This is a genomic window from Sinorhizobium sp. B11 (genome assembly GCA_039725955.1).
GTDB lineage: Bacteria > Pseudomonadota > Alphaproteobacteria > Rhizobiales > Rhizobiaceae > Rhizobium.
Genome location: CP091034.1, coordinates 1,844,825 through 1,864,275, shown reverse-complemented (window position 1 = coordinate 1,864,275; position 19,451 = coordinate 1,844,825). Strand labels below are relative to the sequence as shown.

Annotated in this window: 17 protein-coding genes, 1 tRNA gene and 1 pseudogene; 11 read left to right on the top strand and 8 right to left on the bottom strand. The window is 60.0% G+C overall.

Translation table 11 applies throughout. The features are described from left to right. Positions 1-1,017: an anthranilate phosphoribosyltransferase gene (gene trpD / locus LVY75_19045; GenBank protein XAZ25256.1), complete on the bottom strand. Its 1,017-nt coding sequence runs from the start codon at positions 1,015-1,017 to the stop codon at positions 1-3. A gap of 13 nt (positions 1,018-1,030) precedes the next feature. Beyond that, on the bottom strand, positions 1,031-2,923 hold the full coding sequence (locus LVY75_19040; protein XAZ25255.1) for a SurA N-terminal domain-containing protein: 1,893 nt from the start codon (positions 2,921-2,923) through the stop codon (positions 1,031-1,033). Positions 2,924-3,141: 218 nt separating this feature from the next. Here LVY75_19040 and LVY75_19035 point away from each other — a divergent pair, with 218 nt between their 5' ends. Then, a complete protein-coding gene (locus LVY75_19035; GenBank protein XAZ25254.1) occupies positions 3,142-3,423 on the top strand; it encodes a hypothetical protein in 282 nt (93 codons plus the stop codon). A gap of 63 nt (positions 3,424-3,486) precedes the next feature. Here the strand turns inward: LVY75_19035 and LVY75_19030 are convergent, their stop codons facing one another. The 3 genes from LVY75_19030 to LVY75_19020 all read right to left on the bottom strand — a co-directional run bounded on the left by LVY75_19030 (position 3,487) and on the right by LVY75_19020 (position 5,601). Continuing rightward, the gene (locus LVY75_19030) at positions 3,487-3,741 is read right to left on the bottom strand and encodes a GlsB/YeaQ/YmgE family stress response membrane protein (protein ID XAZ25253.1); all 255 of its coding nucleotides are present in this window, start codon (positions 3,739-3,741) and stop codon (positions 3,487-3,489) included. Between the two features lie 438 nt (positions 3,742-4,179). Continuing rightward, on the bottom strand, positions 4,180-5,292 hold the full coding sequence (locus LVY75_19025; protein ID XAZ25252.1) for an NAD(P)/FAD-dependent oxidoreductase: 1,113 nt from the start codon (positions 5,290-5,292) through the stop codon (positions 4,180-4,182). A 219-nt stretch (positions 5,293-5,511) separates the two neighbouring features. Beyond that, a tRNA-Ser gene (locus LVY75_19020) sits at positions 5,512-5,601 on the bottom strand. A 439-nt stretch (positions 5,602-6,040) separates the two neighbouring features. Between LVY75_19020 and LVY75_19015 the strand changes: the two genes are divergently transcribed. The 4 genes from LVY75_19015 to LVY75_19000 all read left to right on the top strand — a co-directional run bounded on the left by LVY75_19015 (position 6,041) and on the right by LVY75_19000 (position 10,278). Then, a complete protein-coding gene (locus tag LVY75_19015; protein XAZ25251.1) occupies positions 6,041-7,171 on the top strand; it encodes a septal ring lytic transglycosylase RlpA family protein in 1,131 nt (376 codons plus the stop codon). 83 nt (positions 7,172-7,254) lie between these two features. Beyond that, positions 7,255-8,448, top strand: a complete 1,194-nt coding sequence (locus tag LVY75_19010) for a D-alanyl-D-alanine carboxypeptidase (protein XAZ25250.1) — start codon at positions 7,255-7,257, stop codon at positions 8,446-8,448. Between the two features lie 134 nt (positions 8,449-8,582). After that, positions 8,583-9,260, top strand: a complete 678-nt coding sequence (tmk, locus tag LVY75_19005; protein ID XAZ25249.1) for a dTMP kinase — start codon at positions 8,583-8,585, stop codon at positions 9,258-9,260. Next, positions 9,253-10,278, top strand: a complete 1,026-nt coding sequence (locus LVY75_19000; protein XAZ25248.1) for a DNA polymerase III subunit delta' — start codon at positions 9,253-9,255, stop codon at positions 10,276-10,278. The genes tmk and LVY75_19000 overlap by 8 nt, the downstream gene beginning before the upstream one ends. A 65-nt stretch (positions 10,279-10,343) precedes the next feature. On the opposite strand, the gene LVY75_18995 is transcribed toward LVY75_19000, so the two are convergent. Continuing rightward, positions 10,344-11,132, bottom strand: coding sequence for a sulfite exporter TauE/SafE family protein (locus LVY75_18995; protein ID XAZ25247.1), 789 nt, complete (start codon positions 11,130-11,132; stop codon positions 10,344-10,346). A gap of 232 nt (positions 11,133-11,364) precedes the next feature. Here LVY75_18995 and metG point away from each other — a divergent pair, with 232 nt between their 5' ends. The 3 genes from metG to LVY75_18980 are packed head-to-tail and all read left to right on the top strand — an operon-like array spanning position 11,365 to position 14,519. Further along, a complete protein-coding gene (metG, locus tag LVY75_18990) occupies positions 11,365-12,915 on the top strand; it encodes a methionine--tRNA ligase (protein XAZ25246.1) in 1,551 nt (516 codons plus the stop codon). 4 nt (positions 12,916-12,919) lie between these two features. Continuing rightward, the gene (locus LVY75_18985) at positions 12,920-13,702 is read left to right on the top strand and encodes a TatD family hydrolase (GenBank protein XAZ25245.1); all 783 of its coding nucleotides are present in this window, start codon (positions 12,920-12,922) and stop codon (positions 13,700-13,702) included. A 4-nt stretch (positions 13,703-13,706) separates the two neighbouring features. After that, positions 13,707-14,519 carry an MBL fold metallo-hydrolase gene (locus tag LVY75_18980; protein ID XAZ25244.1) on the top strand — a complete coding sequence of 271 codons (813 nt, stop codon included), beginning with the start codon at positions 13,707-13,709 and terminating at the stop codon, positions 14,517-14,519. Here LVY75_18980 and LVY75_18975 read toward each other — a convergent pair. Together LVY75_18975 and LVY75_18970 are read right to left on the bottom strand one after the other, a co-directional pair. Beyond that, on the bottom strand, positions 14,516-15,127 hold the full coding sequence (locus LVY75_18975) for a TerC family protein (protein ID XAZ25243.1): 612 nt from the start codon (positions 15,125-15,127) through the stop codon (positions 14,516-14,518). The genes LVY75_18980 and LVY75_18975 overlap by 4 nt on opposite strands. A 33-nt stretch (positions 15,128-15,160) precedes the next feature. Further along, positions 15,161-15,319, bottom strand: a complete 159-nt coding sequence (locus tag LVY75_18970) for a hypothetical protein (protein XAZ25242.1) — start codon at positions 15,317-15,319, stop codon at positions 15,161-15,163. Between LVY75_18970 and LVY75_18965 the strand changes: the two genes are divergently transcribed. The 3 genes and pseudogenes from LVY75_18965 to LVY75_18955 all read left to right on the top strand — a co-directional run bounded on the left by LVY75_18965 (position 15,318) and on the right by LVY75_18955 (position 19,394). Next, positions 15,318-15,986, top strand: coding sequence for a DUF2161 domain-containing phosphodiesterase (locus LVY75_18965; protein XAZ25241.1), 669 nt, complete (start codon positions 15,318-15,320; stop codon positions 15,984-15,986). The genes LVY75_18970 and LVY75_18965 overlap by 2 nt on opposite strands. 149 nt (positions 15,987-16,135) lie before the next feature. Beyond that, a pseudogene (locus tag LVY75_18960) lies at positions 16,136-16,333 on the top strand (helix-turn-helix domain-containing protein). A 208-nt stretch (positions 16,334-16,541) separates the two neighbouring features. Then, positions 16,542-19,394 carry an insulinase family protein gene (locus LVY75_18955; GenBank protein XAZ25240.1) on the top strand — a complete coding sequence of 951 codons (2,853 nt, stop codon included), beginning with the start codon at positions 16,542-16,544 and terminating at the stop codon, positions 19,392-19,394. Positions 19,395-19,451: the final 57 nt, after the last annotated feature.

The following is a 19,451-nucleotide window of genomic DNA, read 5'->3' as shown; positions in this document are numbered from 1 at the left end:
CTAGTCGATATCGTTGGATACGGCGATCAGTTTATCGAGCGCAGATGCCGTTGCGCCGCTATCGAGCGATTCCGTTGCAAGCGTCATGCCGTCACGGATCGTCTCTGCCTTGCCTGCGATGACGAGGGACGCGGCGGCATTGGCGAGCGCAATATCGCGGTAAGCGTTCTTGGCGCCACCGAGCACCTCGCGCAGCGCTGCAGCATTGACGGTGCCGTCGCCGCCCTTGATCTCGGCGAGCACGCGAGGCGCCACACCGAAATCAGCAGGCGAAAGCTCGAAGGTACGGATTTTGCCGTTTTCGAGCGCTGCAACGCTGGTCGTGCCGGTCGTCGTGATTTCATCAAGGCCGTCGCCATGGACGACCCACACACTCTCGGCGCCGAGGTCGCGCATGACTTCGGCAAGCGGTACCACCCATTGCGGCGCGAAGACGCCGAGAAGCTGGCGCTTGACGCCGGCCGGATTGGAGAGGGGACCGAGCAGGTTGAAGATGGTACGCGTTCCGAGTTCGACGCGCGTCGGCCCGACATGGCGCATGGCCGAATGATGCTGCTGCGCGAACATGAAGCCGACACCAGCTTCTGCAATGCAGCGGGAGATCATCTCCGGGGTAACCTCGAGATTGACGCCAAGCGCCGCAAGGCTGTCGGCGGCGCCGGATTTTGAGCTCAGCGCGCGGTTTCCGTGCTTGGCGACCGGAACGCCCGCGCCGGCGACGATCAGCGCCGCCAGCGTCGATATGTTGTAGGTGCCGCTGGCATCACCGCCTGTGCCGACAATATCGATCGCGTCGGCAGGCGCTTCCACCCGCAGCATCTTGGAGCGCATCGTGGTGACGGCGCCAACGATCTCGTCGACCGTCTCTCCGCGAACGCGAAGCGCCATCAGGAAGCCGCCGATCTGCGAAGGCGTTGCCTGGCCGGACATCAGGATATCGAAGGCCTGGCGGGCCTCGTCACGGGTCAGGGGCTCGCGGCTTGCTGCCTTGGCCAGAAGCGGCTTCAGATCGGTCATGCGTCGCTTCCCCCTAGCGGACGGTCGCCTGTTCGGCGAGTTTCTGGTTGACCTGTGTACCGTACTGGCTCTGCAACAGGTTGACCATCTGATCCAGAATATCGTCGCCGGCGGCATTTGCCATGGCGGTGATCTGCTGGTCGCGGTTATCAAGGGCATCGGTCGTCGGTTGGTCGTTGACCTCGGTCACCTTCAGCAGGATCTGGGTGCTCGGGTCGGCGCCAACGGCTGCTGCCACGGTATCGACAGGGCCAGAGAAGGCTGCGTTGATGCCGGCGCGACCGAGAACCGGATCGTCGGTCGAGCGGGTAAAGCCGCTCTTGCTTTCGACGGCGATTCCGAGCGGCGTGGCGATATCGGCAAGCGACGTGCCCTTCTGCGCCTCGGCCTTCAACTCGGCTGCCTTCTTGGCAAGCTCGGCCTTCTGCTGCTCGGCGGTCCAGTCCTGAACGGCCTTGTCGCGCACTTCGGCAAGCGGGCGGTCACGCTCGGGCATGATGTCGCGGACATCAAACCAGACATAGCCGTCATTGCCGACGGAAATGGCAACCGCATCGGCGCCGACATCGGTCTTGAAGGCTTCGGCCAGAAGCTGCTGCTGCGCCGGGATATCCTTTACCGGATTGCCGTCCTTGTCGGCACCCGTCATGTCGATGGCGTCGATGACGACGGCCTTCAGCTTGAGCTGGTTGGCGATCTCTTCAAGAGATGTGCCGCCGGCGCGCATATCCTCGATACGGTCGTGAACGTTGATCACTTCCTGCGAAGCATTGGCGACCGAAAGCTGCTTGCGGAGCTCTTCCTTGACCTCGTCGAAGCTTTTGGTGGTCTCCGGCTTGATGTTGGTCACGCGCAGGATCACAGGACCAAAGCTGCCGTCGACGACAGGCGTCGTGCCGCCATCGGTCTTGACGGCGAAGGCGGCGTCGGCAACGGCCTGATCCGGAACCTTGTCCTTGGTGAATTCTCCGAGCAGCACGTCGCCCGCAGTCTTGCCCTGATCGGTAACGAGCTGATCGAAACTCGTACCGGTCTTCAGCGCGGTCTCGGCCGCATTGGCGAGATCCTTGCTGGCAAAGGTCAACTGTTCCAGCGTGCGGCTTTCCGGCGTCGTGTAAGCCGCCTTGGCCTTGTCGAAGGCTTCCTTAATCTGGTCGTCGGTGACGGTCGCGGGATCGGCGATATCATCCGGCTGAAGCTTCAGATAGGCGATCTTGCGATATTCCGGTGCGCGGTAGCGCTGCTTGGCATCTTCGAACCATTTGGAGAGCACGTCATCGGCCGGCGCCTTGATCGGCTCGATATTGGCGTTCGTAAGCAGCAGGTAATCGACGCTGCGGCTCTCACTGCCATAGAGTTTCAGCGCGTTGACGAGCGTCGCGGGCGCCTGGAAGCCGTTGGCAACGGCTTCGATGATCTGGCTGCGGACAGCCTGCTTGCTGCGATCCTTGATATAGTCGTCTTCCCGAATGCCGGCATTGCGCAGACGCGAGGTGAAGAGCGAGCGGTCGAACTGGCCGTTGACTGCCTTGAAAGCCGGATCGTCACCGATCAGCTGAGCAAGACGGTCCTCGGAAAGACCGAGCCCCATGTCATCGGCAAGCTGATCAAGCGAGGCGCCGGCAACGAGCTGGGCGAGGACCTGCTGTTCAACGCCGAAAGCGCGCGCCTGCTCGGGTGTGAGCCGCATGCCGAACTGCTGGCTCAGAGACGCAATCTGACGCTGATAGGCGAGGCGGAATTCGTTGACGTCCACATGCTGGTCGCCGACGGTGACCACCGTCGTGCTGTTGCCGCCGCTTATCAGCTCACGCGACACGCCCCAGATGCCGAAGGAGGCGACGAGGAGGAGCAGGAGCAGCTTGGCAACCCAGGTCTGAGCAGCTCTTCTCAGAAAATGGAACATGGAAACGCAAACCTCGCATTATCATTGGCCCCGGAAGGGCAGACATTCGTCGTTCCATAAAACAAAGCTGCGAGGAAATGAAGGCTTGTCGCACGAAAAGCTTGCGAGGCTTGCACACGCTCTCGCTGACCCGCCGCGAGCGACAAAAGATGCTACATTGCGGAACCTTTCCAGTCTTCATTTCGTTGAAGCGGCATTCCATCAAACAGGAGCAGACCATGGCCGAATTGAAAACCGCTTCCGCCGAATCCACCGCTGCGCGCGTCAAGGCTGAAGTTGCCGCCGAAGATCTGTCCGCGCAGGTTGCTGCGTTGCGCGAGGATCTGGCCCGCCTTTCGGAGAGCGTGATCGCGCTGGGGCAGGGCGCAAAGACCGCAGTGGCCGACGAAGCCTCTGTCATGACCGAGCGCGTCCGCGACAAGGTGCGTGAAGAGCCCCTGACCGCAATTGCCATCACGGCAGGCGTCGCCTATCTCTTCGGTCTCCTCAGCCGCCGATAATGAAAAAAGCCGGACGCAGGACGTCCGGCTTTTCAATCTTTCCAGCGATCTTTCCGTGTCAGGTCAGCGGCGGACGAGGCGCCCGAGCGCGATCAGGATGCATGCCCCGACAAAACCCGTGACCAGGTATCCGAGCCAGCCGGTCAACGGCTGGATATGAAGGATACCGAGAATCCAGTTGGCGACAATCGCGCCGATGATGCCGAGCAATATGTTCATGAACACGCCCATGTTGCTGTTCATGAATTTCTCCGCCAGCCATCCGGCGAAGCCGCCGATGATGATGGCTGCAATCCAACCCACACCTTCGTTTTCCATAGTGATCTCCCTCCTAGGCAAAACGTGAAATAAAACGCGCACAATCGAAATAAGTTCCGTCGCGGCAGCGGTTTGCCGGCGTCAGGGATGAAGCACCGTCACTGGCGTCGAGAGTGCGTGTGTCGCGATCTGAAACATCAGGCCGGAAAAGGCCAATGCGGCAAAGCCAGCCGGCATCAGCAAGCTCTTATTGAACATCATATCCTCCCTTTATTGGGAGCAAGCATAGTTTATCGCCTCAACTGCGCAAGCCGCTCATTAATAAGTAGTTAAGCATGAAATTTAAGTAAAATTGCCACGTCATTACATGCGCTAGACCTAATATTAAATCACCTGGAACCGGAGCATTCTCAATTTGCATTATCAGAGAAGAAACTTTGGTCGATAGGATCTCTACGGCTCTCGCTCGATCAAAGCCGGCGGACGACAGAAGATTGTCTATCCGGCAAGTCTTGCCACCCTCTGCCCGATGGCGAGCGAGGCGGTCAGGCCGGGGCTTTCAATTCCGTAGAGTGCCACGTAGGCGGGGTGACCGGTTTGCTCCGGCCCCTGGATCACAAAGTCGCCGCTGCCGCCTATGGCTGGTCCGGCGATTTTCGGACGGATACCCGAATAGGCGGGCTGCAGCGCGCCATCCGCCAGATTGGGCCAATAGCGGCGGATTGCGGAATAGAATTTGTCTGCGCGGCGCGGATCGACGTCATAGTCAATCGTCTCGATCCACTCGACATCAGGACCGAAACGTGCCTGGCCAGCAAGGTCGAGTGTCAGATGCACTCCGAGACCGCCGGGCTCAGGGACGGGGTAGATCAGTTGCGTTGCGGGCGCACCGCCGGACAGAGCGAAATAACATCCCTTGGCGTAGTGACGCGGCGGGATCGTGCCGGCGTCCAGGCCGGACAGGCTTTCTGACAGCGCCCAGGCATTCAGGCCGGCGGCATTGACCACAAGGCGTGTCTCGATCTCTACCGGATCGCGGCCGCCGACTGCGAGGCGAACCTTGTCGGCAGTGAACTCACCGTCGATGACTGGAGAATTGCAGATAACGGCTCCGCCATTCGCCTCTATATCCGTGATGTAGGCCTGCATGAGGCTATGGCTGTCGATAATGCCGGTTGACGGCGAGACAAGTGCGGCGAAGCCCCTGATCTGTGCTTGCCTGCGGGCAAGCTCCGCAGCATCGATCAGATAGCAGTCTTCGACGCCGTTGGCGGCAGCCTGCCTCGACAGCTTTTCAAGATATCCAACCTCCTCCTCATTCGCCGCGACAACGAGTTTGCCGCAGGCCCTGTGGGGGATATTTCTCTCCCGGCAATAGTCGTAAAGCCGATGTTTTCCGGCAACGCAGAGTTCAGCCTTCAAGCTGCCGGTGGCATAGTAGAGCCCGGCATGGATGACCTCGCTGTTGCGGGCCGATGTAATGCTGCCGGTTATCGGCTCCGCCTCGAGAAGAACCACGTCGCGGCCGGACATTGCAAGTTCGCGCGCGACCGCAAGCCCCACGACCCCTCCGCCGACGACGACGCAGTCGAGGTCCAGTACCTCCGCCATGCAATTCCCCTCCATCCTCCACCTGCGTTACTGAACTCGCCGTTTTGGGAGCCCGGACAACGCAATCCAGCTTTCAGATATCGTTCGGGCGAACCTATCCCAAAATCAAGAGGATGATGAAATACGATTTGAGGCGCCTAGCCCGGGTCGTCTTCGCCGGAACAAGCGATGAGGAACTCGGCGACAGGAGGAGAAACAGCTAATAAATTCATTGACGGATGGCGGAAGAGGTGGGATTCGAACCCACGGTACGGTTTCCCGCACGCCGGTTTTCAAGACCGGTTCCTTAAACCACTCGGACACTCTTCCATCCAGTTGATCCGGTCCGTCCTTGCTGACAGGCCCTCGTTTTGACAAGGACTCGTCCCGCCGACGGCCAAATCGCGGTTTGGCTGGCTTTATAGCGGTTCGGATTTCAGCGTCAATGTGCTCTGACAGCTCCGACGGATAAACTGCCATAATGTGTCCTGCTGCGGGGCAGGACAATCGTGGTTGCCAAAAGGTACTGTCACGATCCGAAACGGTCCAACATGCGGAAATACATGCGCGATTTCATTCCCGCACAGATTAAAATCAACCAAATATTAACCATAATCATTAGAATTCTCGCTATCGTGCCGAAATCGTTCGCAAATTCGCCATGATATCCACAAGATTAAAGTCTCGTTAGGAAGGCACGGAATAAGGCACTCCAACTCATTCACGAGTGAGTTCCTTAACCATAACGGTCTTTGGTGGCGTGGGGCATATGAAACTGAATTACGGGGCGGCGTCTTTCGCAACGGCGGCACGGTGGCTGGCATTGTCGGCGGTGTGCGCAACGGTGGCGGCTTGCGGCACAACGCAGGCGGTTCCCAAGAAGAAATCCCACGGCAAGGAATATTTCTCCGAAAGCGAGTATGGCGTCAAAGCCAGCCCGCGTGTTGCCAACGGCAACAATATCCCCAAGGGCGGTGGCCGCTACATGGTGGGCGATCCCTATGTGGTGAAGGGCAAGATGTATTACCCGAGGGAGGACTACTCCTATAACAAGGTGGGCATCGCTTCCTGGTACGGCTCTGCCTTCCACGGCCGCCTGACTGCGAACGGCGAAGTCTATGACCAGATGCATCTTTCCGCTGCGCATCCGACCTTTCCGCTGCCGAGCTATGCGCGTGTGACGAACGTTGAAACCGGTTCGTCCGTGATCGTCCGTGTCAACGACCGTGGTCCCTATCACGAAGGTCGCATCATCGACCTTTCGAACAAGACCGCATCCATGCTCGACCTGCAGCACAGCGGTACGGGCAACGTTCGGGTTCAGTATGTCGGCAAGGCGCCGCTCGACGGTCATGATATGCCCTATCTGATGGCTTCCTATGTTCCGAAGGGTAGCCGTCTTCCGGGCATCTATCCGGGCGGTGGGCAGATCGCGAGCGGCGTGATGGTTGCCTCAAACAGCAAGAAGATCACCGGCGACCAGTTGCAGAGCCTCGGCGGCTATTCCGACCCTTCGCCTGACAGCGTACCGGTGCCATTCTCGTCCGCTGCCTATGCGGGCAACTCGCCGAGCGCCAAATACAATGCGGCGCCGGCTCAGGCCCCCGTGCCGATGCGGGCGCCGGCAGGCGGCCATTTCCTGCAGCCGCCCCCGGCTTTCGCCAATGGCGCGCAGGCGATGGAACAGGCCGTGGTCCTGCCGGAAATCGGACCCATTCCCCTTGAACGCCCGAACGGCTGGTCGAAGGGCGCGTCGCTTGCGATGAACTATCAGGATGCGATCACCGTGAAGGTTCCGCTCGCATTCGATGCCGTGATGGTGCGAAATGACGGTCTGACGCAGGAATCCATTCTCGCCTCCTTCAAGCGCCAGAATGGCGGCAGCGCAAAGGCGCGATAAAGCCCAACGATAAAGTGTAATTGCATCGGCTTCCGGCTCGCTTTACCCTCCTGAGTCAACCCGCACCATCAATGGGAATTGCGATGTTGAAGCCGTTGCTTCGCCTTCTTGCATGCCTGCTTTTGCCTGCTTCTGCTGCCGTTGCGGCAGAAGGAACCGAGGCCGGTTTCGTCACCAAGGCCGCGCAGGCCTATATGATCGAGGCGTCGACCGGCACCGTGCTTCTCGCCAAGAACGAGAACCAGGTTTTCGCACCCGCCGCGCTTGCGAAGCTGATGACAATGGATCTCGTTTTCGATGCCGTCAGCAAGGGGCAGATTTCACTCGATACCGAATATCCCGTCTCCGAATACGCCTGGCGCACGGGCGGTGCGCCTTCGCGTGCCGCCACGATGTTTGCGGCGCTGAAATCGAGGGTTCGCGTCGAGGATCTGATCAAGGGTGTGGCGATCCAGGGCGCCAATGATGGCTGCATCATCCTTGCCGAGGGCATGGGCGGCAGCGAAGACCAGTTTGCGGCATCGATGACGCGTCGCGCACGCGATCTCGGCATGGACAAGGCCGTCTTCGGCAATTCAACCGGAATCCCGGATGGCAAGAGCAAGGTGACGGCAAGGGAACTGGTGACGCTCGCCACGAATCTGCAGACATCCTATCCCAATCTCTATTCCTATTTCGCCCAGCCTGACTTCGAGTGGAACAAGATCTTCCAGCGCAACCGTAATCCGCTGCTGGGCATGGATCTCGGAGCGGACGGTCTCGCGACCGGCTTCACGGAAGGCGAGGGCTATTCAATCGTCGCCTCCGTGCAGCGCAACGGACGGCGGCTCTTCCTAGCGCTTGCCGGCATCGCCTCCGACAAGGAGCGCACGGAAGAAGCCAAGCGCGTGCTGGAATGGGGGCTGACAGCCTTCGAGAGCCGTCAGGTCTTTGCAGACACGGAAGTCATCGGAGCGGCAAGTGTCTATGGCGGCACGGCGCGGACAGTTGATCTCGTCGCCAAGGCGCCGGTCAGCGTTTACATTCCGATCAACAATCCGGACCGGCTTGCTGCCCGCATCGTCTATCACTGGCCACTGATGGCGCCAGTCAAGGCGGATACGGAAGTCGGCACGCTGCGGATCGTTTCCGGCAACAGGATGCTGCGAGAAGTGCCGCTCTATACGGTGCAATCCGTGGAGGTGGGCTCGCTCAGCAGCCGTGCGATCGATGCGCTGCTCGAGCTTGGCGAATCGCTGTTCTTCTCCTGGCTATGGGACAAGTCCGAGCAGAGCTGACGCTTCTTTTCGGGCGCAGATAGCCGTAATTTGCCGGGGAAGGCGAATATGTCGCCGCGGCAAAAGGTTTCGCTGCGCACTATCTTCGGATAGATAGAGAAAGAGCGCGGCGCTCAGAATGCGGGAAAGTATCATTGTCATCCGGTAAGGGTTTGTTCGTTACGTTTGAAGGCGGAGAGGGCGCGGGCAAGTCCACGCAGATCCGCCGACTTGCCGAGGCATTGAAGGCCGATGGCCATGACGTGCTGCTGACCAGGGAACCGGGCGGTTCGCCAGGCGCCGAAGCGGTGCGCCATGTGCTGCTTTCAGGCGCGGCGGAAGCCTTCGGCACCCGCATGGAGGCGATCCTTTTTGCCGCTGCCCGCAATGATCATGTGGAAGAGATCATCCGCCCGGCGCTTTACACGGGCAAGATCGTGCTCTGCGACCGCTTCATGGATTCCTCGCGCGTCTATCAAGGCGTCACCGGCAATCTGGAACCTGATTTCATCGAGACGCTGCAGCGCATCGCCATCAACGGCGTCATGCCCGACTGTACGCTGATCCTCGATATTCCGGCCAAGCAGGGATTGGAGCGCGTCAGCAAGCGAAATGCCGACGGTCCCGACCGGTTCGAGAAGGAAACGCTCGAAACGCACGAGAAGCGCCGCGAGGCCTATCTGGACATCGCCGCGCGCGAGCCTGAACGCTGCCATGTCGTCAATGCCACGCAGACGGAAGAGGCGATCGCCGCGGAGATCGTTACCATCGTCAGGCAATTGCTGAAACCATCAGCCGAAGTTCGGATGCCGGAAGCGGCCCATCATGAGTGAGGAGAGACCCGGACTGCTCGACGGCGCCATATGGCCGGCCGAGAATACGAAGCTCTTCGGTCATGAAGAGGCAGAGGATTTCCTGGCGCAATTCTACCGCTCGGGCAAAGGACATCATGCAATCCTGATCGAGGGGCCGGAGGGCATCGGCAAGGCGACGCTGGCCTTCCGCTTCGCCAATCACGTTCTGTCGCATCCCCATCCCGCGGGCGCACCGCAGCGCATTGTCGATCCGGATCCAGCCTCGGCCGTCAGCCGACAGATCGCCTCGGGAGCCTCGCACAATCTCCTGCATCTTTCCCGCCCGGTCGACGAGAAGACCGGCAAGGTCAAATCGGCGATCACCATCGACGAAGTGCGCCGGGCCGGCAAATTCTTCTCGCAAACCTCAGGCACGGGCAACTGGCGTATCGTCATCATCGATCCCGCCGACGACATGAACCGGAATGCGGCAAACGCCATTCTGAAGATCCTCGAGGAGCCGCCGAAGCGCGCAATGTTCCTCGTTCTTTCACATGCGCCGGGCAAGTTGCTGCCGACGATCCGCTCGCGCTGCCTGCCGCTGAAGCTTGCGCCGCTCGACGATCGCGCCCTTGTTTCAGCCCTTGCCCATCTCGGCATCGAGGGGGAGGGGCAGGCCCTGCTTTCTGCCGCAAAGGGCAGTGTCGGCGAGGCTCTGAAACTGCTGAATTATGGCGGCGGCGAGATCATCCAGGCCTATAACGAGGTTCTGTCCTCCGAGGGACCTGCGGCACGCAAGGCCATGCATCGGCTTGCGGATGCACTTTCCGGCAGGGAGGCCGAGACGATCTTCGATTTCTTCGTCAGCCATGTCGGCGATGACGTGATGAACCGCGCGCGCCTTGCTGCCGTCGAGGGACAAATCGCGGCGGCCGACCGCCTTGCGCGGCTCTATTCCGAAATCACGGAGAAACTGACCATCTCCGGCGCTTACAATCTCGATCGCAAGCAGACGATCATGGAAGTGCTTTCCGAAATCAAGCAACCGCGCGCCTGAAGCGTCTTTGTTTTTAAGCATTTGCGGACGCGAAACCGCCGCACAGTTTGCAGGAATTCCTCCGGTCAGCCCGTCAGCAGCTTCCAGGCGACAATCGCCAACGTAATGGCGAGCACAATGCGGATGGTGCGTTCGTGCAGTTTGGGCGCAAGCAGGCTGCCGAGGATGATGCCGGGAATGGAACCGACGAGCAGGGCAAGGAGCATAGCCCAGTCGATCTCTCCAATGAACCAGTATCCCATACCGCCGATCAGGGTGAGCGGCACGGCGTGGACGATATCCGAACCGACGATCTCACGCACGTCGAGCCTGGGGTAGAGGATCAGCAGGATCGTCACGCCCAGAGCGCCGGCGCCGACCGATGTCAGCGTGACGAGCACACCGAGCACGAAGCCCAGAACGACGGTGAAGGCGACGATGCTTGCCGGCTTCGGCGGCATGCGCTCACCGATGGCACGACGAGCGAATTCAAGGATCTGACTGCGGAAAATCAGCATGATTGCGGTCATGACCAGCAGCCAGCCGAGCGCGGTGGTGATGGTATTCGTGACGCCAATGCTCTTACGGTCGACGCCGGCCATGAGCCAGAGCATCGACAGCGCGGCGGGCACGCTGCCGGCCGCGAGACTGCCGACGATCTTCCAGTTGACGCGTCCATGCATGCCGTGAACAGCCGTGCCGGCCGTCTTGGTGATTGCTGCATAGAGAAGGTCGGTCCCGACGGCGGTTGCCGGGTGGACACCGAAAAGGAGCACGAGCAGGGGCGTCATCAGCGAACCGCCGCCGACGCCGGTGATCCCGACCAACGCTCCCACCATGAGACCGGACAGGGAATAGAGAGGCTCGAACGTCAAATAAGCGCCTCCGAAGGCGCGCGGCCGTGACTATTCCGATCGATGAAAAATGGCACTTCGCGTCTGTCCCACCCCGTTGCCGGACAAGGGGTAGATGGCGCCCGAACGTGAGTCAAGTTCACGACCGAACGTCCGTGAAATCGTAGGCGGCCGCCAAACTTGATGTTTCGCTTGTGCGAGACATGCGCTAAGAGCGGCGGACGATTTATAGAGTAAGCCGGAATTGGCCGCCATGACAGACAAGACCCCCTTCTACATCACGACCGCGATCTCCTATCCCAACGGCAAGCCGCATATCGGCCATGCCTACGAGCTGATTGCGACCGATGCCATGGCGCGCTACCAGCGCCTCGACGGCAAGGATGTGTTCTTCCTGACGGGGACTGACGAACACGGCCAGAAGATGCAGCAGACGGCGCGCGCCGAAGGCATCACGGCGCAGGCGCTTGCCGACCGCAATTCCGGTGAATTCCAGGCGATGGCGAAGCTGCTCAATGCTTCGAACGACGACTTCATCCGCACCACGCAGGAGCGTCACCACGAGACTTCGCGCCACATCTGGAACCTGATGGCCGACAACGGCGATGTCTACAAGGACTCCTACGCCGGCTGGTACTCGGTGCGCGACGAAGCCTATTACCAGGAAAACGAAACCGAGTTGCGCGCCGACGGCGTGCGCTACGGGCCGCAGGGTACGCCAGTCGAATGGGTGGAAGAGGCGAGCTATTTCTTCAAGCTCTCCGAATACCAGGACCGGCTGCTGAAGCACTATGAGGAGAACCCCGATTTCATCGGTCCGGCCGAGCGCCGCAACGAGGTGATCTCCTTCGTCAAGTCGGGCCTCAAGGATCTGTCGATTTCGCGCACGACCTTCGATTGGGGTATCAAGGTACCGAACGACCCCGCCCATGTCATGTATGTCTGGGTCGACGCACTGACCAACTACATCACTGCCACGGGCTACATCGAAGACCGCAACGGACCGCGGGCGAAATACTGGCCGGCCGACGTGCATATCATCGGCAAGGACATCATCCGCTTCCACGCCGTCTATTGGCCGGCCTTCCTGATGTCGGCAAAGCTGCCGCTGCCGAAGCGCGTCTTCGCCCACGGCTTCCTGCTCAACAAGGGCGAGAAGATGTCGAAGTCGCTCGGCAATGTCGTTGATCCAGTGAATCTGGTGAACCATTTCGGTCTCGACCAGGTGCGCTATTTCTTCCTGCGCGAAGTCTCCTTCGGCCAGGACGGCAGCTACAGCGAAGAGGCGATCGGCACGCGTATCAATTCCGATCTTGCCAACGGCATCGGCAATCTTGCCAGCCGTTCGCTGTCGATGATCTTCAAGAATTGCGACGGCAAGATCCCGGAATGCGGACCTCTGACCGATGAGGACAAGGCAATGCTGGCCCAGGCCGATGCGCTGCATGCCTCGACAAGCGAAGACATGGGCAAGCAGCTCATTCACCGCGCGTTGGCCTCTATCATTACCGTCGTCTCCGAAACCGACCGCTACTTCGCCGGTCAGCAGCCTTGGGCGCTCAAGAAGACCGATCCGGCGCGCATGGGTACGGTGCTCTATGTAACCGCAGAAGTGGTGCGCCAGATCGCGATCCTGCTGCAGCCCTTCGTGCCGGAATCGGCCGGTAAGCTGCTCGACCTCGTGGCCGCTCCGACTGACAAGCGCGATTTCACGAGCCTTGGCGAAGCGGGCCGCCTGGTGCCGGGAACGCCGATCGAGGCGCCGACGCCGGTCTTCCCGCGCTACGTGGCTCCGGAGGCTTAAAGCCGTGCTGGTCGATACGCATTGCCATCTGGACTTTGCCGATTTCGATGCGGAGCGCGACGAGATCGTTTCACGTGCCCATGGGGCCGGTGTGGCGCAGATGGTGACGATCTGCACCCGCGTGCGCAAGCTCGACGGACTGCTCGCCATCACCGAGAAATATCCTTCCGTCTTCTGTTCGGTCGGCACGCATCCCAACAATGCGGGCGACGAACTGGATATCCAGACGGAAGATCTCGTTCGGCTCGCCAATGAACATCCGAAGGTCGTCGCGATCGGCGAGGCTGGCCTCGACTATTTCTATGACACGCAGAAGCCGGAGGACCAGCAGACCGGTTTTCGCCGCCATATTGCCGCTGCCCGGGAAACACAGCTTCCGCTCGTCATCCATAGCCGCAGCGCCGATGCCGACATGGCGGCGATCCTGACCGAGGAGACAGGGAAGGGGGCCTTCCCCTTCATCCTGCATTGCTTCTCGGCCGGCCCGGAGCTTGCGAAGACTGGCGTCGAGCTCGGCGGCTATATCTCCTTTTCGGGCATCCTGACCTTTCCGAAATCCGAAGAGCTGCGCGAGATCGCAAAGACCATTCCGCACGACCGGCTGCTTGTCGAAACCGATGCGCCGTATCTGGCACCCAAGCGCTGGCGCGGCAAGCGCAACGAGCCGTCATACGTCGTGAATACGGCCGAGGTATTGGCCGATACGATCGGCCTTCCCTACGAGGAAGTCGCACGGATCACGACTGACAACGCTTTCCGCCTGTTTTCAAAGATGCCGAGGATCTAGCGGCGTGACACGGCGGCTGCGGTTCACCATTCTCGGCTGCTCGTCATCACCCGGCGTGCCGCGCATTACAGGTGACTGGGGTGCCTGCAACCCCAACAATCCGAAGAATAAGAGAACACGCGCAGCCTTTATGGTTCAGCAGTTTTCGGCCAGCGGCGCGGCAACGACTGTCGTTATCGACACAGGTCCGGATTTTCGCGAGCAGATGATCAGGGCAGGGGTCGATCATGTGGACGCTGTCCTCTACACGCATCCGCATGCCGACCATATTCACGGCATCGACGATCTGCGCGGCTATTTCCACAATACCCGCCGCCGCGTGCCGATCTTTGCCGACCAGTTCACCATGGGCAGGTTACGGGAAGCATTCGGCTACTGCCTGGAAACGCCGCCGGGCAGCAATTACCCGCCGATAGTGCTGCCAATCGTGATCGAGGACCTGGAAAAGCCCGTTGAAATCCATGGGCCGGGCGGAACGATCGCCTTCATGCCGCATCTGCAACAGCATGGTGATATCCATTCGCTCGGCTTCCGCATCGGGAATGTGGCTTATTGCAGCGATGTCAGCGATTTTCCGCCGCAGACGGTCGAGAAGCTGCAAAAGCTCGACATGCTGATCATCGATGCCCTGCAATATGCCTATCACCCCAGCCATCTCTCACTGGAACAGTCGCTGGACTGGATCGAGCGGCTAAAGCCGAAACGGGCAATCCTGACGCATATGCATACGCCGCTCGATTATGACGTGGTTATGGCTGAAACGCCGGACCATGTGGTGCCGGCGTTCGATCAAATGAGCTTCGAAGTCGAGCTCTAGGCGCCGATAAAAGGCGCGACTTCGAGATATCCGCGATGGATCATGTCGAGTGCAACATAGAGAATGATCAGCAGGCCGACATAGGCGATCCAGCGATGTTTGTTGAGCAGGCGGGCGATAAAGTTCGCGGCGATGCCCATTAGCGCAATGGAAAGACCGAGGCCCAGCACCAGCACGCTCGGATGTTCGCGAGCGGCGCCGGCAACGGCAAGAACATTGTCCAGCGACATGGAAACATCGGCGATGACGATCTGTGTCGCAGCCTGAAAGAAGGTCTTCCTCGGCGCAGCTGCGCCAGCCTCGGCCGCATGTTCTTCACCATGGCCGGCACGCAGCTCACGCCACATCTTCCAGCAGACCCAGAGCAGCAACAGGCCGCCGGCGAGCAGCAATCCGACGATTGCCAGCAGATAGACGGCCACGGATGCGAACAGGATGCGGAGCACCGTTGCCGCCAGAATGCCGACAATGATTGCCTTGCGACGCTGCGTGGCTTCCAGGCCGGCAGCAGCAAGGCCGATGACGACGGCATTGTCGCCGGCGAGAACAAGGTCGATAGCAATGACCTGCAGCAGAGCCGTCAAACCGGCCGCTGTGAAAATATCCATATTGAATTACCCCCGGAATACGCTTCGAGCGTGCTAGCGTCTTGAGGGTTTTCCGTCAACCTTGGAAGGGATGCGATAATGCCCATCCACGCTATCCCAGGCAATCCGGCTGATGGCAATCGATGCGGTGTCCCGTATCAGCGGATCGATGTAGATTATGGAACGATTCTCTTCTTCGATCTGCAGGCCCATGGAAACTTCGCTTTATCTGCCCGTGAAAGGCTTTCTCGAAAAGGCAGGTTATGTCGTCAAGGGCGAAGTCGCCGGCTGCGATCTCGTCGGCCTGAGCGATGACGATCCGCCTGTTGTCGTCGTCTGCGAGCTGAAGATGAGCTTCAATCTGGAGCTCATTCTGCAGGCCGTCGATCGCGCGGCCGTATCGGACGAAGTCTGGATCGCGGCGCGAATTTCAGCCAAGGGCAAAGGCCGGGAAGCAGACAAACGCTACCGCGACCTTTGCCGGCGGCTTGGCATCGGCATGCTCGGGATTTCGGACACCGGCGACGTCAGCGTCATTGTCGGCTCCGTGTCACCGATGCCGCGGACCAATCCGAAGCGACGTTCGAGGCTGATGCGCGAGCACCAGAAACGGCGCGGCGATCCGGCGCTTGGCGGCAGTACGCGCGCTCCGGTCATGACGGCATATCGCCAGCAGGCGCTTGGCTGCGCAGCAGCACTGGCATCAGGTCCGTTGCGCGTACGTGACATCCGATCCGGCGTGCCGGAGGCTGGCAAGATCCTGCTGTCCAATGTCTATGGCTGGTTCGAACGGCTCGACAGAGGCGTCTACGGTCTGACGGAGGCCGGACGCGACGCATTGCAGCGGTGGCCGCAGCCGGAGATGCAGGCGGCGCAGTAGTGGGCTAGCATTAGGTGTGATGTGGTTTGGGTATCCGTTTTAGTTCCATAATCTATCTTATGCGATCTTTGTGTACGAAGAGGTGAGTTCAAGGATAAAGTGCGACTTGCGAATGATACCAATGGGTTGTCACTCGCAAGGAAGACGCGATGAAACCTACCTACTCGCATATCGATGTGGATGAACGACGCAAGATCGCCCGCTGGCGCCGCGGCTGTCGAGATCATTGCCGAGAAGCCCGGACGGCATCAATCTACGATCTTTCGTGAGCTCAAGCGCAACACATTCGTCGACAAGCTGATTCCGGATCTCAATGGCTGCTACTGTGTGACAGCGCATGAATGGCTTGAGAACGGCGGGCTGAACTCCGGAAGCTGGTACGTTTCTCGCAGGTAAAGTCGAAGTCCGACCGACCTTCCTCAAATTTTCCTGATTTTATAGATAGGTGCATTTTCTCAACTCTTATCCATGACGGAAAATAGACGTTGATGCGAGTCGCGACCTGTCTGATAGTCCGGCCGAAGTCAAACACCCCGTGCTCGGCACCAGGACAAAATGCCCCTTAAACATATGAAGTTTCCTATTCTTTCTAGGCTCCTGGCAGCGGCCTCGCTTGCCGCACTCTTCATCTCAGGCTCACCGGCCCTTGCGGAAAATCCATCCGCGCCGTGGCCGCAGACGATCAGCGACCTGCCGGCTGAACCCGGCATACGCTTCGGCACGCTCGAAAATGGTATGCGGTTTGCGATCATGCGCAATGCCACGCCAACTGGACAAGCGGCCATCCGTTTCCGGATTGGCGCCGGCTCGCTGGACGAGAGAGATGACCAGCAGGGGCTTGCGCATTTCCTCGAGCATATGGCTTTCAAGGGCTCGACGCAGGTCGGACAGGACGAGATGATCCGTATCCTGCAGCGCAAAGGCCTGGCCTTCGGGCCTGATACCAACGCCAACACCTCCTATGACGAGACCGTCTATTCGCTCGATCTGCCCGAGGTTGACGCGGATACGATTTCCACCGGCCTGATGCTGATGCGCGAGACGGCAAGCGAGCTGACGCTCGATGCCGGCGCCTTCGACCGCGAGCGCGGCGTCATCCTTTCGGAAGAGCGGCTGCGCGACACGCCGCAATACCGCGCGGCGATCGGCGTCACGAATTCCATGCTCGCCGGCCAGCGCGTGACGATGCGCGCGCCGATCGGCAAGGTCGACATCATCAGCAATGCCCCTGTCGATCTGCTGCGTGATTTTTACTATGCGAATTATCGGCCCGATCGCGCCACGCTGATCGTGGTGGGCGATGTCGATCCCGCTGCCATGGAACTGGAGATCAGGCAGCGCTTTGGCGACTGGAAGGTCGCCATCCCTGCCCCGCCAAAGCCCGATCTCGGCACGCTGAAGCCGAAAAGCGAAAGCGCCGAGGTCATCGCGGTTCCGGGCGGCACAACAAATGTTCAGATCGCCTGGACGCGGCCCTATGATGCTTCGCCTGACACTTTTGCCAAGCGTCGCCAGCAGCTGGTCGAAGATCTCGGTCTTCTGGTACTCAAACGTCGGCTAGGCGCCATGGCCAACAGGGCCAATGCTCCCTTCATCAGCGCCGCCGTCGGCTCTCAGGATCTTTTCGACTCGGCCCATATCGTTGTCGTCACCGCAAATTCCGAGACGGACAAATGGCAGCAGGCGCTCGCGGCCATCGATCAGGAACAGCGCCGTTTCCAGCAATTCGGCGCCGAGCAGGCCGAGCTCGACCGGGAAATCGTCGAATATCGCTCTCTCCTTGAAGCGGCGGCCGCCGGTGCTGCGACGCGCACAAGCACCGACATCGCCTCCATGCTGGCGAGCAGCGTGGACGACAATGAGGTCTTCACCTCCCCCGCGGAAGATCTTTCGATGTTCGAGACGATCACCAAGGGGCTGACAGCGGCCGAGGTCAACGAGGTTGTCGCGCGTGTCTTTTCCGGGAACGGCCCGCAGCTCGTCCTGCAGACTGCTCAAGCGCCAAAAGGCGGCGCCAGCGACATCAGGCAGGCATATGACGCTTCCCGTGCCGTTCCGGTCACCGCGCCGTCCGCCGCAGCGGCGGTCGTCTGGCCCTATACCCATTTCGGCGAACCCGGCGCTGTTGTCGAACGCCGCGTTGTCGAGGATCTCGGCCTGACCATGGTGCGTTTTGCCAACGGCGTGCGGCTGACCATCAAGCCGACCAAGCTGCGCGCCAACGAAGTGCTGGTACGCGAGGATATTGGTCACGGCCGGCTGGGACTGCCGAATGACCGTCCCCTGCCGATCTGGACATCGCCGGCCGTGGTCCTGTCGGGCACCAAGGCAATGGATTACCCGGATTTACAGAAAGCGCTGGCCGCCAAAATCGCCGGCATCGATTTCTCGGTGGATGACAGCTCCTTCCAGTTCACCGGCCAGACACAGACGGGGGATCTGGCGACGCAATTGCAGATCATGGCCGCCTACACTTCCGATCCCACCTACCGGCCGGAAGTTTTCAAGCGCGTGCGGCAAGCCTATTTGAACAACCTCGATCAGTATGAGGCGACGCCAGGGGCCGTCATCGGCCGCGATTTCGCGGGCCTCGTGCATTCCGGCGACCCGCGCTGGACTTTCCCGGACAAGGCGCAATTGTCCGCCACGAAACTGGAAGATTTCGAAGCGCTGTTCCGGCCGCAAATTTCCGCAGGCCCGATCGATATCACCATTGTCGGCGACATAACGGCGGACGAAGCAATCCGCCTGACGGCTGAAACCTTCGGGGCTTTGCCGGCTCGCCCGGATGCAACATCGGACAACGTTGCAAACGATGTGCGTTTCCCCGCCCCCACCGAAAAACCCGTCATGCGGACTCATAACGGCCGGAGCGACAACGCCGCGGCGATCGTCGCTGCCCCCGTTGGCGACATGCTCTCGGACATGCAGCGGGGCTTTGTCGCCAACGTCGCCGGCCAGATCTTCGAAAACAGGCTGATCGACCAGTTCCGGATTGCCGAAGGCGCGACCTACAGTCCGCAGGGCGCGATGGATTTGTCGTGGGACATTCCAGGCTACGGCTACGCCTATCTCTATGTCGAGACAACGCCGGACAAGGTCGAGAATTTCTATGCGCTCGTGGACAAGATCGCTAATGACCTCAGATCGAAAGATGTCTCGCCGGACGAACTGGTCAGGGCTCGCGCACCGATTATCGAGACGTTGAAACACCAGCAGCAGAGCAACGAATATTGGGTACAATATCTGAACGGCGCTCAAACGGACCCTCGCCGTCTGGAGCGGATACGCGACAATCTTGCCGGCTATGACAAAGTCACCGCTGAGGACATTCGCCAGTTTGCCACGACCTACTTCCAGCCGGAAAAGTTCTGGAAATTCGAGGTGCTTCCGGCAGCGGTTCGCTAGGTTTCAAGACTGGATCCCGAAGCGAGCTGTCGCTTCGGGATATGTTCCGATCCTGTT